The sequence below is a fragment of the Candidatus Palauibacter irciniicola genome (assembly GCF_965208695.1).
GTDB lineage: Bacteria > Gemmatimonadota > Gemmatimonadetes > Palauibacterales > Palauibacteraceae > Palauibacter > Palauibacter irciniicola.
Map to the genome: position 1 here is coordinate 541,706 of NZ_OZ242352.1, position 16,599 is coordinate 558,304.

Genomic DNA, 16,599 nt, shown 5'->3' on the forward strand with positions numbered 1-16,599 from the left:
TTCGTCCGACCGAGTCGGCCCCGCCCGCGTTCTCCCTGTGACAGCTACTCCAGATGAACCCGCTGATCACCCACCGGCAGACCGACCTCCAACCCATTCCCTTCGATACCGCGAACCCGCTCGCGTGGATTCTCGGTTTCGACCCCGCGGAAGTATCGTTCCTCGAGAAAGTCATGAGTGCGCGGGTGCTACATTGTCGGGACCTGCGAGAAGATCGATTCCGGAGTCTGTTGTCCCTCGAAAGTCTTGACACCGTGCTCGGCACTTTCGGACTGAGGGCGCCCCAGATTCGCATCGTTCGCCTTGATTCGGACATCGTACAGTCGGACTATTGTCGCGATGCTCTTGTGGACCCCGCGAAGGTCGCACGGCTGTTCGCAGACGGGGCCACAGTCATCTTCGAGGCTCTGCACGATCGACACGAGCCGCTCGGTCGGCTCTGCGGCGCCTTGACGGCGCACTCCGGAGCCAGAACTCAGACCAACATCTACCTGACTCCGCCACGGGCGCAGGGTTTCAAGCCCCACTGGGACACTCATGATGTGTTCGTGCTTCAAGTGGAAGGGTCGAAGCGGTGGCGCCTCTATGACGGTGGGAGGCTCGCGCCGCTGAGGTCGGAACGGTTTGATCCGGCGATTCACGAACCGGGGCCGGTCCTGGCCGAGTTTACGCTGTCGGCCGGAGATGTGCTGTACGTTCCTCGCGGAATTATGCACGCGGCAGAGTCGCTGGAAGATACGTCCCTCCACATCACGCTCGGAATGATTGCCTATACATGGGCTGAATTCGCCACGCACTGCTTCGCGGAGCTCGTCGAACGGTCACCTCGCTGGCGCGAGAATCTTCCCTACGGCTTTGCGGCGGGCGAGACAGACGGGTTCCAGGGGATTGGGGAAGAGCTTTCGGGGCGGCTCTCAGCGGTCGGCAACGCGTTGGATCCGGCGACCGTGCTTTCCGCGAAACTTGACGATCTCCGGAGCGGGATGGCCCGCCACGGTACGGACTATCTGTCGCAGGCCGCGGGGGCGGAGTTCCTGACTCCGGATGACACCGTTCAAGCCCGTCCGCATGTACATGGCAGAATTGAAATACGCGACGAGAGGGTCGTTCTCGTCGCTGGCGGCAGGGAGCTGGACTTCCCGAAGGGAGCCGAACGGACCGTGCGCCAGGCGATGTCGGGGACGCCACTTAACGTTGCAGGCTTCGTGGACGATCTCGAGTGGCCCGGTCGCAAGGCCGTGCTGGAGACGCTGATCCGCGAGGGTTGTTGCTCCGTTATGCCCACGACAACGGCGTAAGTCAGCGCCCCCCCGCAGGGCCCGGCGGGCGGGGCGCCACGGCGGCGCCCTCCCAGTCGGGGTCGGCGGCCCCGATCCAGGTGCGGGTGGCAGCGTCGTACTGCAGGCCGTGGATGCGCCCGAACGCGCCCTGCCGCGGCGTGGGCGTGATCTCGAATCCCATCTCCCGGAATTCCTCCATCGAGGTCCCGGACCAGCCGTCCTCGGGGCCCGCTTCCACGGAGAAGCCCGCGAGCCCGTCCGGGCCCATGTCGGGATGCACGCGGGGGGCCGCGAGCGCGGCGGGTAGCGCGAGGCCATCATCGATGACCCGGGTCACGGCCTGGACGACCGCCGAGATGATCCGGATGCCGCCGGCCGCGCCGAGGACGAGGAACGGCTCGCCGTCGTCGAGGACCATGAAGGGCGTGATGCCGGACCGCGCGCGCTCGCCCGGTTCGCTGATCCCGAGGTAGCCGCCCAGGGTCACGGCGTAGAGGAACCCGAGTCCGGGGGTGGCGACCTTCGCTCCCATGCCGGGGCCGATGGTCTGGGTGAGCGCGATGGCCATGCCGTTTCCGTCGGCGGCAGAGAGATGCGTCGTGTGGCCGTCTTCCGGCGGCAGTCCCAGCGCCTGAGCGCTGGCGGCGGACCATGAACCTGCCGGCCCTGATGCGGCCCCCGACGCGGCCCAGGATTCCGCGCCGGATTCGATGGCCGCCTCCACGGGCACCCGCACCTGCTCGGCGAGCTGACGGGCGAACGCCTTCGACGTCACGCGCACGGCGGAGGAGTCCGAACTCGGCCGTCGGTATTCCGTCATGGCGATGGCGAGGGACTGGGCGATGACGGAGGCCCACGCCTCGTCGCTCATGCCGTCGGGATCGAAGACCTCGGCGATCTGGAGGGCGAGGATCGCGATCGCGCCGGAGGCCGGGATGTCGGAACCGACGATCTCGAACCCGCGGTAGGATCCGCGCACGATGCGCGAGTCCTCCGCTTCGTAGGCCGCCAGCGCCTCGCGGGTCAGGAAGCCGCCGTTCGCCGCCATGTCGTCGGCGATGCGGCCGGCGATCTCCCCGCGGTAGAAGGCGTCGCCGCCGCCGAGGGAAATCGTCCTCAGCGTGGCGGCCATGTCCGACTGCACGAGCCGGTCGCCGGGGCGGTAGGGCGACCCGTCCGCCTTCAGGTAGTAGCGCCGGGCGCCTTCGGACTCCGCCACCTGGTCGCGCGATCCCGCCTGGCGGCGCGCTTCGCCGGGCAGCAGCCGGAACCCGTGCGCCGCGTAATCGATCGCCGGGGCCATGATCGTGGTCAGGGGGAGCGATCCGTATTCCTCGTGCAGGCGCATGAGGCCCGCGACCGAGCCGGGCACGCCGACGGTCGGATAGCCGTAGGCGGCGCGGGGCGCCGTGGCCGGATCGTATCCCAGCGGGACCGATGTCGTCCCGTCGATGCCCGCGACCCCGCCGTCGGGCGTCCGAATGAGGATCTGGTTGCGCCCCCCGATGCTGTTCATGCTCGGTTCGACCACGGAGATCGCGAACGCGGCGGCGACGGCCGCATCCGCGGCGTTCCCCCCGAGTTCCAGCATCCGGGCGCCCGCGGCGGCGGCCAGCGGCTGCGCCGCGACGACGACCCCGTCCGCCGAGCGCGCGACCTGCGGCGCGCTCTGCGCGCCCAACCCGAGCGGAACCGCCGCGAACGCGAGTAGCGCGAGAACGGTCGTGCCGTACATCCGGATGCCTGGCTTCATCGATCCTCCGTCGGTGTTGCGGTCCCCGGCAGCCCGTGGCCAATGCCCTGCCGGAGTCGGGCGGCGATGCATCCCGCCGCGGGAAACTTGCGCCCGGTACGAGCCGTGACTAGGGTGCGACCCGTCTTGACAAGACTGTTAAACGATTTGGATAACGCGAGGATCGCGATGGTGCCGCAAGCTCCGGCCGCGACCCGGCCGCCGGATACCGAGACCCGACCGCCGGATACCGAACAGAGGATCTTCGACGCCGCGCTGACCGTGTTCGCCCGCAAGGGACGGGACGGCGCCCGATTGCAGGAGATCGCGGATCACGCCGGGATCAATCGCGCGCTGCTGCACTACTACTTCCGCACCAAGGAACAGCTCTACGAGGCCGTGTTCGAGCACGGGTGCCGGCAGTTCATGGCCGGGCTCAGCCAGTCGCTGCGGGCGGAGGAGGGGGTCGAGGACAGTCTGCGCGCCTTCGTGTACGGCTACATCGACTACATCTACGAGCACCAGGACATGGCCCGCCTCATGCTGAACGAGTGCCTGTGCGGCGGCGGCGTCCTGGAGCGGCACCTCACCGCCGCGATCGAGGCCCGCGAGGAGGTGCCGGGGCTCCTGCTCGAGGACCGGCTGCGCGCGGCCCTCGGCGCGGGCGAGATCCGCGAGGTCGACCTCCGGCACACGCTGCTCACGATCGTGTCCGCCTGCCTGTTTCCGTTCGTCGCGCTCCCGACGGTGCGCCTCTTCCACTCCCGGGCCGTGGAGGACTTCGATCGCTTCCTGGAGGAACGGAAGGCGCACATCGTCGACCTCCTGCTGGCGGGCCTGCGGCCGGCCGAGGAAGTCGTTCGGACGGAGGCGCTCGCGTGAGCGCCGCGACGGCGGTTTCCGGGGTCGGCGCGCGCGGTTGGCTGCGAGCGGGCGGATTTCTCCTGCTCGCGGCGGCAGGCGCGTGTTCGTTCGCGCCGGGCCCCCGGCTCCCGGCCCCGGTCGCCCAACTCCCCGCGGCGTACGATGCGGAAGCTCCTCCCGCCGAAGCGGCGCCCGAGCCCCGCGACTGGTGGCGTGCGTTCGACGACGCGACGCTGGACCACCTGATCGAGACGGCGCTCGTCGCCAACCTCGACCTGCACGAAGCCGTGGCGCGGCTCGAGGAACTGCGGCACCGGTACCGGATCGCGCGGGCGCCGCTCTTCCCGGCGCTGACGCTCGACGCGAACGGCAACCGGTCCAGCACTCCCGCCAACACGGGCCTGGGGTCGCAGTTCGGGGGCGACGATGGCGGCGAGAGCCCGATCCCGGGGCTCAGCTTCGATTTTCCCGACCGGTTCGAGTTCACGACATACTCGGCCTCGCTCGGCTTCGCGTACGAACTCGATTTCTGGGGCCGGCTGCGCAACGAATCCGGGGCGGCGGTCCGCGACTTCCTGGCTTCCCGGGCGGACGCGGAGACCGTACGGCTCACGGTCATCGCGTCCACCATCTCGACGTATCTCGAGGTCGTCTCGGCGCGGGCGCAGCTCGCCATCGCCGAGGACAACGTCGACCTGCTGCGGGAGCGCGCCGAACTCACCCGGGAGCGGTATCAGGCCGGCGTCACGAACACCTTCGAACTCTACGCGATCCGGCAGCAGTACCGGACGGCCGAGTCGAACCTGCCGGGCCTGCGCACGGCCGTGGACGATGCGGAAGGACGCCTGGCCCTCCTCGTGGGACGATACGCGGGGATGATCGAAGATCTTCTGCCGCCGGCACTCGAGCCGGCGGTCGATACGACCCCGATTCCCGGCGGGCTGCCGGTGTCGCTGCTCGAGGACCGGCCCGACGTCATGGCCGCGTTCGAGCGCGTCGAGGCGGCGCGCCGCAGGGTGGGGGCGCGCCGGGCCGAACTGCTCCCGACGATCTCCCTGAACGGGGCCGGGGGCCGCCAGGCGGGCGAAATCGGAGATCTGCGGTTCATCGACCAGTGGTTCACGAACCTGATCGGCGGCCTCGTCGCGCCGATCTTCCAGGGCGGCCGCCTGCGGGCCAACGTCGGGGCGGCCTGGGCGCAGTACGACCAGGCGCTGATCGCCTACGCGCGCACGGTGCTGGACGCCTACCGGGAGGTGCGGACGAGCCTGCGGCAGTTCGAGAACGAGCGGGAGCGGTACGCGCAGGTCATGGAACAGGTCGCCGACGCCCGCGCCTCGCTGGAGAACCAGTTGGAGCGGTACCAGAGCGGGGTGGGGGATTACGTCGAGTACCTGGACGCGAGGGTCAACCTGAACGGCGCCGAAACCACCCGGGTGCTCGCGGAACGCGGCATCGGAGAGGCGCGGCTCGCCGTGCACCGCGCCCTGGGCGGCGCGTGGGTGGCGGAGGATGTCGAGGACATCGAAGCGAATGAAGACGCGGGGGGCGCGCCGTCGCTCCCCGATCGGAGATAGGGCGGAACGATGGAAGACGTGACGCGGCAGACGCCGCACGAGGCCGGGGACACGGGGCGCCCGGGGACACGGGGGCGCCCGTTGCCCCGCCCACGTTCATGAAGCGGCTGGTACAGGGGGCGATCGTCATCGGCGTGGGAGTGTTCGGCTTCGCGCTGCTGTTCGGCATGCGCGCCGAACCGGCGGAGGTGGAGCCGCCGCGCGTGATCCCCACGGTCAGCACGGTGCCCGCCCGCGTGACGCAGGGCGCGATCAAGGTGCGGGGCGGCGGCACCGTCCGTCCCAGCGCGGAGGTCACGATCGCGTCGCAGGTCGGTGGGCGTGTGATCTGGACCTCGGCCGCGCTCGTGAGCGGCGGGCGCTTCGTCGAGAACGAGCCGCTGCTGCGCGTGGACCCGGCGGACTACGAGAACGCCGTCGAGGCCGCGGAGGCGGATGTCGCCCAGCGCGAGGTGGCGTTGCTGGAAGCCGAGGAGAACGCGCGGCTGGCGCTCGACGAATGGAGGCGCCTCGCCGCCCGCGAGAACCTCGACCCGACGCCGCCCAACGCCCTCGTCACGCGGCAGCCCCAGCTCGATGCGGCCGCCGCGGCCCTCCGGAGCGCCAGGGCCAGGCTGGAAGACGCGCGCCTGGCGCTGGAGCGGACCTGGATCCGGGCTCCGTTCAACGGAATCGTGCGCGAGGAGACGGTCGATCCCGGGCAGTTCGTCGCGGCCGGCCAGGCCGTCGGCCGTCTGTACGCGACGGACGCGGTGGAGATCGTCGTGCCGCTGAGCGACAACGAGGCCGCGCTGATCGAGCGCCTGTGGAACGCGCGGGCCGGCGATGCCGCGACCCGCATCCCGGTCGAGATCGTGTCCGAGTACGGCGGGGTCGAGTACGCGTGGTCGGGATACGTGGACCGGGCGGAGGCGGCGCTCGACGAGCAGACGCGGACGGTCGACGTCGTCGTCACCGTACCCGAGCCGTTCACGGCCCCGGAGGACGAGCCACGCCGCCCGCCGCTCCTGCTCGGCAGCTACGCGACGGTGGACATCGAAGGCACGAGCTTCGAGGAATACGCCGTCGTCCCGGCCGCCGCCGTCCGCGACGGCGATGTCCTGTGGACGGTGGCGGACGACACCCTGCTCGTCATGACCCCGGTCGAGCCGATCCAGGAGGTGGACGATGAAGCCGTGGTGCTCGGGCCCATCCCGGACGGCACCCCGGTCATCGTTTCGATGCTCCTCTTCGTCACCGAGGGCATGACGGTGCGGCCGGTTCAGCTCCTGGAGAGCGCGGAGCCGTGGGAGCGCGGCGCCAACGGCGATGAGCGGGAAGGAGACGGCTCATGAGGCGGGCGATCGGGTGGATGGCCAAGCATGGAGTCGCCGCGAACCTGCTGATGGTGCTGATCATCCTGGCGGGGTTCGTGAGCCTCGTCAGTCTGCCGCAGGAGACGTTCCCCGAGATCTCCCTCGACACGATCCAGGTGCAGGTCCAGTACCCCGGCGCGTCGCCCGACGAGGTCGAGCAGGCGATCGTGCGGCGGGTCGAGGAGCGGATCACCGGCATCCAGGGCGTCGACCGCGTCACGGGCGCCGCTTCGGAGGGCGTCGGCATCGTGCTCGCCGAACTGTCGCTGGGCACGGACGAGTCGAAGACGCTGGACGAGATCAAGTCCGCCATCGACCGGATCACGAGCTTCCCCGTCGATGCGGAGGAGCCGGAGGTGGTCGCGCTGTCGGCGCAAGGCCGCGTCATGGAGATCGCGATCTTCGGCGACGTTCCCGAGCGGACGCTCAAGGAGATCGCGAACCGCGTCAAGGATGACCTCACCTCGCTGCCGATGATCTCCCTCGTCCGCGTCTCCGGCGTCCGCCAATACGAGATCTCGATCGAGGTGTCGAAGGCGGCCCTGCGCGCCCACGGTCTGACGCTCGACGAGGTGGCCGCGGCGGTGCGGCGCGGCAGCCTCGACCTTCCCGGCGGGAGCGTCGAGACGGACCGCGAGGAGATCCTCGTTCACATCCGGGGCCAGAACTACACGCGGGCGGACTTCGCGGACCTCGTCGTGCGGGCGAATGTCGACGGGTCGATGCTCCGCCTGTCCGACGTCGCCGACATCCGGGACGGCTTCGAGGACGTCGACCTCATCAACGCCTACAACGGGCAGCCGACGGCCTTCGTGCAGGTCCTGCGGACCGGGGACGAGCGCGTCCTGGAGATCTCCGACGAAGTCGAGCGCTACCTCGAAGAGGAGTTGGCGATCTCGCTCCCGCGGGGCGTCGACTACAGCATCTGGCGCAGCGAAGCCTCGTACCTGCAGAGCCGCATCGACCTCCTCATCAAGAACGGCCGGCTGGGTCTGATCCTGGTCCTCATCGCGCTCGCCCTCTTCCTCGACCTGCGCCTCGCGTTCTGGACCGCCGTCGGGATCTTCCTCTCCTTCGCCGGCGTGTTCGCGGTGATGGCGTGGTTCGGGATCTCCATCAACATGATGACGCTGTTCGGCTTCATCCTCGCGATCGGGATCGTGGTGGACGACGCGATCGTGGTGGGGGAGAACATCTTCGCTGAACGAGAGAAGGGCACGGCCGCGTTGCGGGCGGCGATCAGGGGCACGAGACGCGTCTCCGTGCCCGTGATCTTCGCCGTGTTCACGACCGTGGCGGCGTTCACCCCGCTGCTCTTCGTGCCGGGCAGCCTCGGGAAGTTCCTCTACGTGATCCCCGCGATCGTGATCTCCGTGCTGCTGCTCTCGCTCGTCGAGGTCCTGTTCATCCTCCCGTATCACCTCTCGCACCTCCCGGCGCCGGGTGCGAGCCGCGGGAAGGGAGGCTGGCTGGGGCCCGTCTACCGCCTGCAGGCGCTCGTCCAGACGAACCTGCAGCGCTTCATCGACGGCCCGCTGGAGCGCTCCGTGCGGTTCGCGGTGCGGCGTCCGGGGCTGACCGTGCTCGGGGCGGTCTCCTCCCTGATGATCGTGGGGGGGCTGGTGGCGGGACGGCATCTCCGGTTCAGCCTTCTGCCCGTGATCGAGGGCGAAGAGGTCGTGGCCTACATCGAGATGGCCGAAGGCACGACGAGCGAGCGCACGGCGGAAGTCGCGAGCTACGTGGAGGGGCAGGGATACGCGGCGATCGCGGAACTGGAAGCGCAGTTGCCGGACGACGAGCCGCCCCTGGTCGAAGCGGTCTTCACGAGCATCGGACAGCGCCCCTCGCAGGCCGGAGGCCCCGGGATGAGCGCCGAGGCGAGCTTCGTCCGGTCGAACATCGCCGAGGTGAGCCTGCGGCTGACCGACCCGGAGATCCGGGACCTGCCGGCCATCGAGGTGGAGCGGGCCTGGCGGGAACGCGTCGGGCCGGTCGCCGGCGCGCGGGAACTCACGTTCAGTTCCATCCTCATCGACCTGGGGTCGCCGGTGCAGGTGGAACTCTCCCACCCGGATACGGCGATGCTGAACGCGGCGGTGCCGGAGTTTACGAACCGCCTGGTGCGCATCGCGGGCGTGGCGGAGGTCCGCGACGACCGGGGCCGGGGCAAGCGCGAGCTGGAGCTGGAACTCAAGCCCGCCGCCCGGACGCTCGGGATCACGCTCGACGACCTGGCGCGCCAGGTGCGCGGGGCGTTCTTCGGGAACGAGGTCTACCGCCTCCAGCGGGGCCGCGACGAGGTGCGCGTCTACGTCCGGCTCCCGGAATCGGAGCGGAACACGCTCGCCGACCTCCAGGACTACCGGATCCGGACGCCGACGGGCGGCGAGGCGCCGCTGTCTGAGGTCGCGGACGTGTCCTTCGGGGTTGCCTCGTCGACGATCAACCGGATCGATGGGCGCCGCATCGTGACGGTCACGGCGGATGTGGACGCGGCCGTGATCACGGGACAGGAGGTCAACACGGAGATCACCTCGGCGATCCTGCCGGAACTGCAGGCCCGGTATCCGGGCCTTCGCTACGGGTTCGGCGGAGAGCAGCGCCAGCAGACGCTGGCGTTCGAGGGGATCGCCCGCGGTTTCCTGCTCGCCCTGCTCGCGATCTACGCGCTCCTCGCCATCCCCTTCCGCTCGTACCTGCAGCCGCTCGTCGTCATGGCCTCGATTCCGCTGGGGCTCGTGGGCGCCGCGATCGGGCACCTGATCATGGGACTCGACCTCGGCATGCTCTCCATGTTCGGGCTCGTGGGCCTGTCGGGCGTGGTCGTGAACGACTCGCTCGTCCTCATCGACTTCATCAACGAACGGTACCGGGCGGGGCTTCCCATGTCCGAGGCCATCGTGCAGGGAGCGAAGGTCCGCTTCCGCCCCATCATGCTGACCTCCGTGACCACCTTCCTCGGGGTCTCGCCGATCATCCTCGAGCGCAGCACGCAGGCGCAGTTCCTCTCGCCCATGGCGGTGAGCCTCGGGTTCGGGATCCTGTTCGCCACCTTCATCATCATGCTCGCCGTGCCGGCCCTGGCGATGATGAACTACACGTTCACGGTGCGGGCGAAGCGGGCCTTCGTGCGCTGGCGGCGGAAGCCCCGACTGGGCCTGGCCGCGGGAGGGTTCGAGCGCTGAACGATCTCTCGGGCGCCTGGCTGGCGTCGCTCGAGTCCGAAGCCATAGAAATCCTCCGGGAGGGCCTCGCGGCGGCGTCGCGGCCCGTGATGCTGTATTCGATCGGGAAGGATTCCTCGGTGCTCCTGCACCTTGCCCGGAAGGCCTTCCGGCCGGCAGCGCCGCCCTTCCCGCTGCTTCACATCGACACGACGTGGAAGTTCCGGGAGATGATCGCGTTCCGGGACCGGGCGGCGGCGGCCGCGGGCGTGGAACTCCGCGTTCACACGAACGAGGACGGGCTGCGCGAGGGCATCAATCCGTTCGATCACGGATCGGAACGCTACACCGACATCATGAAGACGGTCGCGCTGCGGCAGGCGCTCGACGAGGGCGAATACGACATCATCTTCGTCGGGGCGCGGCGGGACGAGGAGAAGTCGCGCGCCAAGGAACGCGTGTTCTCGTTGCGCGACGCGGCCCACCAGTGGGACCCGAAGGCGCAGCGCCCGGAGCCGTGGAACCTGTACAACACGCGTCTGGGACCCGGAGAATCCCTGCGCGTGTCGCCGCTTTCCAACTGGACCGAAGCGGACGTCTGGCGATACATCCGCGCGGAGGAGATCCCGATCGTCCCGCTCTACTACGCCGCCGAACGTCCCGTCGTCGAGCGGGACGGACGGTGGATCATGGTCGACGACGACCGGATGCCGCTGCTCCCGGGTGAGGAGCCGCGGCCACGGCGCATCCGCTTCCGGACACTGGGCTGCTACCCGCTGACCGCCGCCGTCGAGAGCGACGCGGATACGCTCGACGCGGTCATCGCCGAGACGCTCGCGACGGATCGCTCCGAACGGGCGGGACGCCTCATCGACCATGACCGCGACGGCTCGATGGAACTCAAGAAGAAACAGGGCTACTTCTGATGCCGCCGTCCCTGCCGCCGACCCTGCGCTTCGTGCTCTGCGGCAGCGTCGACGACGGCAAGAGCACCGTCATCGGCCGGCTCCTGTACGATTGCCGCCAGGTCTTCTCGGACGAACTGAGGCGCGTGGAGCAGGACTCGGCCCGCTACGGCACGCAGGGGAAGGCGACCGACTTCGCCCTGCTCGTCGACGGACTGCGCGACGAGCGCGAACAGGGCATCACGATCGACGTCGCGTACCGCAGCTTCGAGACGCCGCGCCGCCGGTTCATCGTGGCCGACGCGCCGGGCCACGAGCAGTACACCCGCAACATGGCGACGGGCGCCTCGACCGCCGACCTGGCCGTCGTCCTGGTGGACGCGCGCCGGGGGGTGCTTCCCCAGACGGCGCGGCACACGCGGATCGCGGCCATGTTCGGCGTCCGCCACGCGGTCCTCGCCGTGAACAAGATGGATCTCGTCGAATGGGACCGGGACGTCTTCGAATCGATCCGCGCCTCCTGGCGCGCGATCGCCGACGAGATCGGCCTCGCCGCGGTCGAGGCGATTCCGGTCTCGGCGCTGACCGGGGCCAACCTCACCCGAAACGGCACGTCGGCGTCGTGGTACGACGGCCCGACGCTCCTCGCCCATCTCGAGACCGTGGATGTCGAGGGGGGCCGCGCCGACCGGCCGTTTCGGATGCCGGTCCAGTACGTGAACCGGCCGCACTCCGACTTTCGGGGATACTGCGGGCGCGTGGCCGCCGGCGCGGTGGCGGTCGGCGATGCCGTCCGCATTTCGCCCGCCGGAACCGGGAGCCGCGTGGCGTCGATCGCGGTCGGCGACGATGCCCGCGACCGCGCCGCCCGCGGCGACTCGGTCACGGTGACGCTCACCCCCGACGTCGACGTCACGCGGGGCGATGTCGTCGTGAGCGCCGACGAACCCGTCGAGGTGGCGGACCAGTTCCAGGCGCGCCTCGTCTGGATGCACGACGAGCCGCTCGCCGTGGGCCGCCGGTACGCGATGAAGCTCCACTCACGGGAAGTGGGCGCCGCCGTCACCCGGATCCGGCACCGGCTGGACGTGTCGAACGGCCACGAACTGGCCGCTTCCGTGCTGCGCCTGAACGATCTCGGCACGGTGAACCTCGCGACCGACCGCCCGGTGCCCTTCGCGCCCTTCGACCAGTCGCGCGAACTGGGCGGCTTCATCCTGATCGATCTCGCCACGAACGCGACGGTGGCCGCCGGCACGATCGTCTTCCCGCTCATGCGGGCGGCGAACGTGAAATGGCAGCATCTGGACGTATCGAAGGATGTCCGCTCGCGGCTCAAGCTCCAGCGCGCCCAGTGCGTGTGGCTGACCGGGATGTCCGCTTCGGGGAAGTCCACCATCGCCAACCTGCTCGACCGGCGTCTGACCGCGGAGGGACGGCATACGTATCTGCTGGACGGCGACAACGTGCGCCACGGCCTGTGCCGGGACCTCGGCTTCACCGAGGCCGATCGGGTGGAGAACATCCGGCGGGTGGCGGAGGTCGCCCGCCTCATGGTCGACGCGGGTCTGATCGTCATCGTCGCCTTCATCAGCCCCTTCCGGTCGGAACGCGACTACGCCCGCAGCCTGTTCGCCCCCGGCGACTTCGTGGAGGTCTTCGTGGACGCGTCGCTCGAGGCGTGCGCGGAGCGCGACCCGAAGGGCCTCTACGCCAAGGCGCTCAGGGGAGAGATCAGGAATTTCACGGGCGTCGACAGTCCCTACGAACCGCCTGAGCACGCCGATCTCCACCTGGACACCGAACGACTCTCTCCCGAAGAATGTGTGGACCGGCTGACGGAGAGACTCGACCGCGAGTTTCCGGCTCCACCTTCCCCCGTGACGGAGGATCGCTGATGGCGAACGGACCCGGCTCGGACGTCGCGAAGCTGCGATTCGCCGCGGACGAGCATCCGCCGCGCGCGGTGAGCCTCGTGGTCGGCGCGCAGACGGCGGTCCTCGTCTGCCTGCCCCTGGTGGTGGTCACGACGATCGTCGCGCGCGTCGCGGACCAGAGCGCCGAATACCTCCGCTGGGCGATCTTCGCGAGCATGGTGATCGGCGGCCTGCTCACGATCGTCCAGGCGAAGCGCTTCGCCGGCCTCGGCGGGGGAACGCTGACCGTCATGGGCGCCTCGGGGGCTTCGATCGGGGTCGGCGCGCTCGCGCTCGTGGCGGGCGGCCCGGCGCTGCTGGGGGTGCTGGTCCTCGCCGCGGGGCTGTGCCAACTCGCGCTGGCGGCCCGCCTGGCGCTGCTCCGGCGCATCATCACGCCGGTCGTGTCGGGCACGCTGACGGCGCTCGTGGCGGTGACGATCATGCCGCTGGCGTTCGCCATGCTCACGCGGGTGCCGGAGAACGCGCCGCCGGCCGCGGCCCCCACCGTCGCCGCGGTCACCATGCTGTGCGTCGTCGGCCTCCTGCTCCGGGGCAAGCGGTGGGTGCGCGCGTGGAACGCCGTCATCGGGATCGCCGCGGGCTGCGTAACCGCAGCCCTGTTCGGGATCCTCGACTTCGGACGCGTGGCGGAGGCCCGCTGGATCGGGATCCCGACTCCCCCGGCCACCGGCCTGGACCTGAGCTTCGACGCGAGTTTCTGGCTCCTCCTGCCCGGGTTCCTCTTCGTGTCCTTCGTGATCACGATCCGGCAGGTGACCGACAACGTCCGCATGCAGCACCTCTCCCGGCGCGAGCCGCGGGCGGTCGATTTCCGCCGGGTCCAGGGCTCCGTCGCCGCGTGCGGGGCGGGCACGCTCCTGTCGGGTTTCGCCGGCGTGCTGCCGCCGTGGCCCTACGTCGCCGGGATCGCTCTCGCGAGCGGCATTGGCGTCGCCGCCCGGAGGGTCGGCGTCGTCATCGGGGCCGGTTTCATCGCTCTCGCCTTCGTCCCGAAGATCACGGCCGTCATCCTGGCGATCCCGGCGCCGGTGCTCGGCGCCTACATCACCGTCGTGTTCGGCCTCATCTTCGTGCAGGGCATGCGGATCCTCTTCCAGGAGGGGATCGACCGGCAGTATTCGCTGATCGCGGGCCTGGCGTTCTGGATCGGGGCGGGGATCCAGTTCCAGGCGATCTTCCCCGCCTACCTCGCCACGCCCATGGGCCGCATGCTGGCGAACGGTCTCACCGTGGGCGGGCTGTCCATCCTGCTGCTGAACCTGTTCCTGGACGTGACCGGACCCCGCCGCCACAGGCTCGAACTGGGGTTGCGCCCGGAGAACCTCCCGGAACTCGACAGGTTCCTCCGGGACTTCGCGGCCAGGTACAAGTGGAGCGGCAAGGCCACGGACCGCCTGCGGGCGGCCGCCGAAGAGGCGCTCCTGAGCCTCCTGCGCCAGGAAGAGGACGAACACGCCCCCGCCCCCGGAGGGCGCCGGCTGCGCGTCGTGGCCCGGAACCTCCGCTTCGGCGCCGGGCTGGAGTTCACCGCGGCGACGCACGAGGGCAACCTGGAGAACCAGATGGCCCTGCTCGGCGACCGCCCCGACCCGACGAGCGAGCGGGATCTGTCGCTGGCGCTGCTGCGGCATCACGCCTCTTCCGTCAAGCATCACCAGTACCACAACGCCGATGTCCTGACCGTGCACGTGAACCGCGCCTGGTCCGCGGGGGAGAGGGGAGTGACGTGAATGCGGTTGACTATTTTTGCCGACGGACATTCATTCTGTGGCAGGATCAGCAACCCCAGAAATCCATTCCACGAGGATGAACCGGATGAGCGAGCCACGCGAGGCCCCCGCCATGAGGAACGCGGTTGATTACGCGGTCGTCGGAGACAACATCCTGGACATCGCCGACTTCGCGATCGAGAAGTACGAGTTCACGAGCGGCAAGGCGCTGTCCGATGAAGCGAAAGAGGAGGCCGTGGAGCGGGTCCGCGACGCGCTGTGGGAGATGGTGAAGGCGCTCCGGAATCAGCGGAAGAAATGGCGCAAGATGCTGTTCGACGCTGCCGACGAGGCCGTGCGAGGGGCTGTCGAGGGTTCCTGATTCGCGCGGACTGACCCGCGCATCGCGCGAGCCTCCGGTTTCGCATGCCTAACGCGCTGCTGCTCTATCCCAGGCACCCGCCGACATACTGGGGCCACAACTACGCCCTGGATATCATGGGAATCAGGGCGGCCTTTCCTCCTTTAGGCTTGCTAACCGTCGCCGCGATGTTCCCATCGCGGTACAACCTGCGCGTGGTCGACCTCAACGTGACTTCGCTCGAGGACGCCGACCTGGAGTGGGCGGACCTGGCCTTCACGTCGAGCATGATCCCGCAACGCCCCTCGCTGGAGCAGGTCGTGGAGCGCTGCAACCGCGCGCAGGTTCCCGTCATCGCCGGCGGTCCGCATCCCACTACGTTTCATGAGGAGATGGAGGGCGTCGATCATTTCGTGCTCGATGAGGTCGAGGAGACTTTCCCGGACTTCCTTCGCGACCTGGAGAACGGCGCCGCAAAGGCCATCTATCGCGCCCCGCGGAGGCCGGATGTGACCCTCGCTCCGCTTCCCCGTTTCGACCTCATCGACCTGAACGACTACTACTCGATGTGTCTGCAGTTCTCGCGGGGATGCCCCTTCGACTGCGAGTTCTGTGACATCACGAAGCTGTACGGCCGCGTGTCCCGAACGAAATCCCCGGAACAAATGGTGGCCGAGTTCGAGCTTCTGTATGCATTGGGATGGCGGGGCCCTCTCTTTCTCGTCGACGACAACTTCATCGGCAACAAGCGCGAGGTCTCCAGGCTCCTCCCCGCGATCGCCGAATGGCAAAAGGAGCGCGACCACCCCTTTCCCTGTTCACGGAAGCGAGCGTCAATCTCGTCCGGATGAACGACTTGATGGATGTCATGATCGAGGCCGGTTTCGACTCCGTCTTCCTGGGCATTGAGACGCCCAACCCGAAGGCGCTCAAGAAGATGAAGAAACCGCAGAACATCGACACGCGCGATGACGACTACCTGTTCAAGGCTGTGCGCAAGATTCAGGGGAAGGGCATGCAGGTTCTGGGCGGCTTCATCCTCGGGCTCGACGACGACGATGACAACGCGTTCGATGCCCAGATCGATTTCATTCAGGAAACCGGGATTCCGATGGCGCTGATCGGGCTGCTGACCGCGCTCAAGGGCACGAACCTCTGGACCCGGCTGGAGCGCGAGAATCGATTGTTGGACAAACCCGTCGCAATCGACGACACCTCCCTGAACTTCAAGCCGCAAATGGATCCCGCGACGCTGGTGGAGGGGTATCTCCGGGTCATCGGGACCATCTACGATTCGACGCTGGAGAACTACTTCGACCGCTGCCTTACTCTGCTGGACCACCTCAATCCCGTACCGCACCTCCACAAGCCGGTGGCCGGGCACATCCTCTATGCGGGCATCATGGGAATCCGCCGGCGCCTCACGCCGGAACAGCTCCCGCCGTTTTCGCGCTACATCGCCAAAGTCTCCAGGACCACCCTCGATTGCTGCCGCTGGCCATCAGTCTGGCCGCCACGGGCCATCACTGCGAGAAGTTCACGCGCCAGCAGACCGTTCTCCGCGGCTTCAAGGACTACCTGAAGTCGGAGTCGGCATCGTTCCATGAAGCCGGATCGGATCCCGGTTCGGCCGCGGGTCCGGAGGACGTCTCAGACGGAAGGCCCTGCAACGCGCAGAGGCGCGCCGGAACGCCATCCCCGCTGAGTTC

Annotated in this window: 12 protein-coding genes; 11 read left to right on the top strand and 1 reads right to left on the bottom strand. The window is 68.9% G+C overall.

The genetic code is table 11. The features are described 5' to 3' along the window. Positions 1–53: 53 nt before the first annotated feature. Positions 54–1,298, top strand: coding sequence for a cupin domain-containing protein (locus tag ACOGI9_RS02245; RefSeq protein ID WP_419858279.1), 1,245 nt, complete (start codon positions 54–56; stop codon positions 1,296–1,298). A gap of 1 nt (position 1,299) precedes the next feature. Here the strand turns inward: ACOGI9_RS02245 and ACOGI9_RS02250 are convergent, their stop codons facing one another. Further along, on the bottom strand, positions 1,300–3,033 hold the full coding sequence (locus ACOGI9_RS02250; protein ID WP_419858280.1) for a gamma-glutamyltransferase: 1,734 nt from the start codon (positions 3,031–3,033) through the stop codon (positions 1,300–1,302). Between the two features lie 147 nt (positions 3,034–3,180). Here ACOGI9_RS02250 and ACOGI9_RS02255 point away from each other — a divergent pair, with 147 nt between their 5' ends. The 10 genes from ACOGI9_RS02255 to ACOGI9_RS02300 all read left to right on the top strand — a co-directional run bounded on the left by ACOGI9_RS02255 (position 3,181) and on the right by ACOGI9_RS02300 (position 16,472). Beyond that, positions 3,181–3,894 carry a TetR/AcrR family transcriptional regulator gene (locus tag ACOGI9_RS02255; RefSeq protein WP_419858281.1) on the top strand — a complete coding sequence of 238 codons (714 nt, stop codon included), beginning with the start codon at positions 3,181–3,183 and terminating at the stop codon, positions 3,892–3,894. Further along, a complete protein-coding gene (locus tag ACOGI9_RS02260; RefSeq protein WP_419858282.1) occupies positions 3,891–5,453 on the top strand; it encodes an efflux transporter outer membrane subunit in 1,563 nt (520 codons plus the stop codon). Before ACOGI9_RS02255 ends, ACOGI9_RS02260 begins: the two co-directional genes overlap by 4 nt. A 98-nt stretch (positions 5,454–5,551) precedes the next feature. Beyond that, positions 5,552–6,787, top strand: coding sequence for an efflux RND transporter periplasmic adaptor subunit (locus tag ACOGI9_RS02265; protein ID WP_419858283.1), 1,236 nt, complete (start codon positions 5,552–5,554; stop codon positions 6,785–6,787). Next, on the top strand, positions 6,784–9,996 hold the full coding sequence (locus ACOGI9_RS02270) for an efflux RND transporter permease subunit (protein ID WP_419858284.1): 3,213 nt from the start codon (positions 6,784–6,786) through the stop codon (positions 9,994–9,996). Before ACOGI9_RS02265 ends, ACOGI9_RS02270 begins: the two co-directional genes overlap by 4 nt. Then, positions 9,993–10,901, top strand: a complete 909-nt coding sequence (gene cysD / locus ACOGI9_RS02275) for a sulfate adenylyltransferase subunit CysD (RefSeq protein WP_419859224.1) — start codon at positions 9,993–9,995, stop codon at positions 10,899–10,901. Before ACOGI9_RS02270 ends, cysD begins: the two co-directional genes overlap by 4 nt. Then, entirely contained in the window at positions 10,901–12,778 is a 1,878-nt protein-coding gene (gene cysC, locus ACOGI9_RS02280; protein WP_419858285.1) for an adenylyl-sulfate kinase, read from the top strand. Before cysD ends, cysC begins: the two co-directional genes overlap by 1 nt. Further along, on the top strand, positions 12,778–14,550 hold the full coding sequence (locus ACOGI9_RS02285; protein WP_419858286.1) for a solute carrier family 23 protein: 1,773 nt from the start codon (positions 12,778–12,780) through the stop codon (positions 14,548–14,550). Before cysC ends, ACOGI9_RS02285 begins: the two co-directional genes overlap by 1 nt. Positions 14,551–14,635: 85 nt before the next feature. Beyond that, positions 14,636–14,911 carry a hypothetical protein gene (locus ACOGI9_RS02290; protein ID WP_419858287.1) on the top strand — a complete coding sequence of 92 codons (276 nt, stop codon included), beginning with the start codon at positions 14,636–14,638 and terminating at the stop codon, positions 14,909–14,911. A 44-nt stretch (positions 14,912–14,955) separates the two neighbouring features. Next, the gene (locus ACOGI9_RS02295) at positions 14,956–15,741 is read left to right on the top strand and encodes a B12-binding domain-containing radical SAM protein (protein WP_419858288.1); all 786 of its coding nucleotides are present in this window, start codon (positions 14,956–14,958) and stop codon (positions 15,739–15,741) included. Next, the gene (locus tag ACOGI9_RS02300; protein WP_419858289.1) at positions 15,738–16,472 is read left to right on the top strand and encodes a DUF4070 domain-containing protein; all 735 of its coding nucleotides are present in this window, start codon (positions 15,738–15,740) and stop codon (positions 16,470–16,472) included. Before ACOGI9_RS02295 ends, ACOGI9_RS02300 begins: the two co-directional genes overlap by 4 nt. The last annotated feature ends 127 nt before the right edge of the window (positions 16,473–16,599 follow it).

What these genes read in the sequence shown, in the direction of transcription:
- ACOGI9_RS02245 (WP_419858279.1), top strand. Translation starts at nt 54, where the DNA reads ATGAACCCGCTGATCACCCACCGGCAGACCGACCTCCAACCCATTCCC.
- ACOGI9_RS02250 (WP_419858280.1), bottom strand. Translation starts at nt 3,033, where the DNA reads ATGAAGCCAGGCATCCGGATGTACGGCACGACCGTTCTCGCGCTACTC.
- ACOGI9_RS02265 (WP_419858283.1), top strand. Translation starts at nt 5,552, where the DNA reads ATGAAGCGGCTGGTACAGGGGGCGATCGTCATCGGCGTGGGAGTGTTC.
- ACOGI9_RS02270 (WP_419858284.1), top strand. Translation starts at nt 6,784, where the DNA reads ATGAGGCGGGCGATCGGGTGGATGGCCAAGCATGGAGTCGCCGCGAAC.
- cysC (WP_419858285.1), top strand. Translation starts at nt 10,901, where the DNA reads ATGCCGCCGTCCCTGCCGCCGACCCTGCGCTTCGTGCTCTGCGGCAGC.
- ACOGI9_RS02285 (WP_419858286.1), top strand. Translation starts at nt 12,778, where the DNA reads ATGGCGAACGGACCCGGCTCGGACGTCGCGAAGCTGCGATTCGCCGCG.
- ACOGI9_RS02290 (WP_419858287.1), top strand. Translation starts at nt 14,636, where the DNA reads ATGAGCGAGCCACGCGAGGCCCCCGCCATGAGGAACGCGGTTGATTAC.
- ACOGI9_RS02295 (WP_419858288.1), top strand. Translation starts at nt 14,956, where the DNA reads ATGCCTAACGCGCTGCTGCTCTATCCCAGGCACCCGCCGACATACTGG.
- ACOGI9_RS02300 (WP_419858289.1), top strand. Translation starts at nt 15,738, where the DNA reads ATGAACGACTTGATGGATGTCATGATCGAGGCCGGTTTCGACTCCGTC.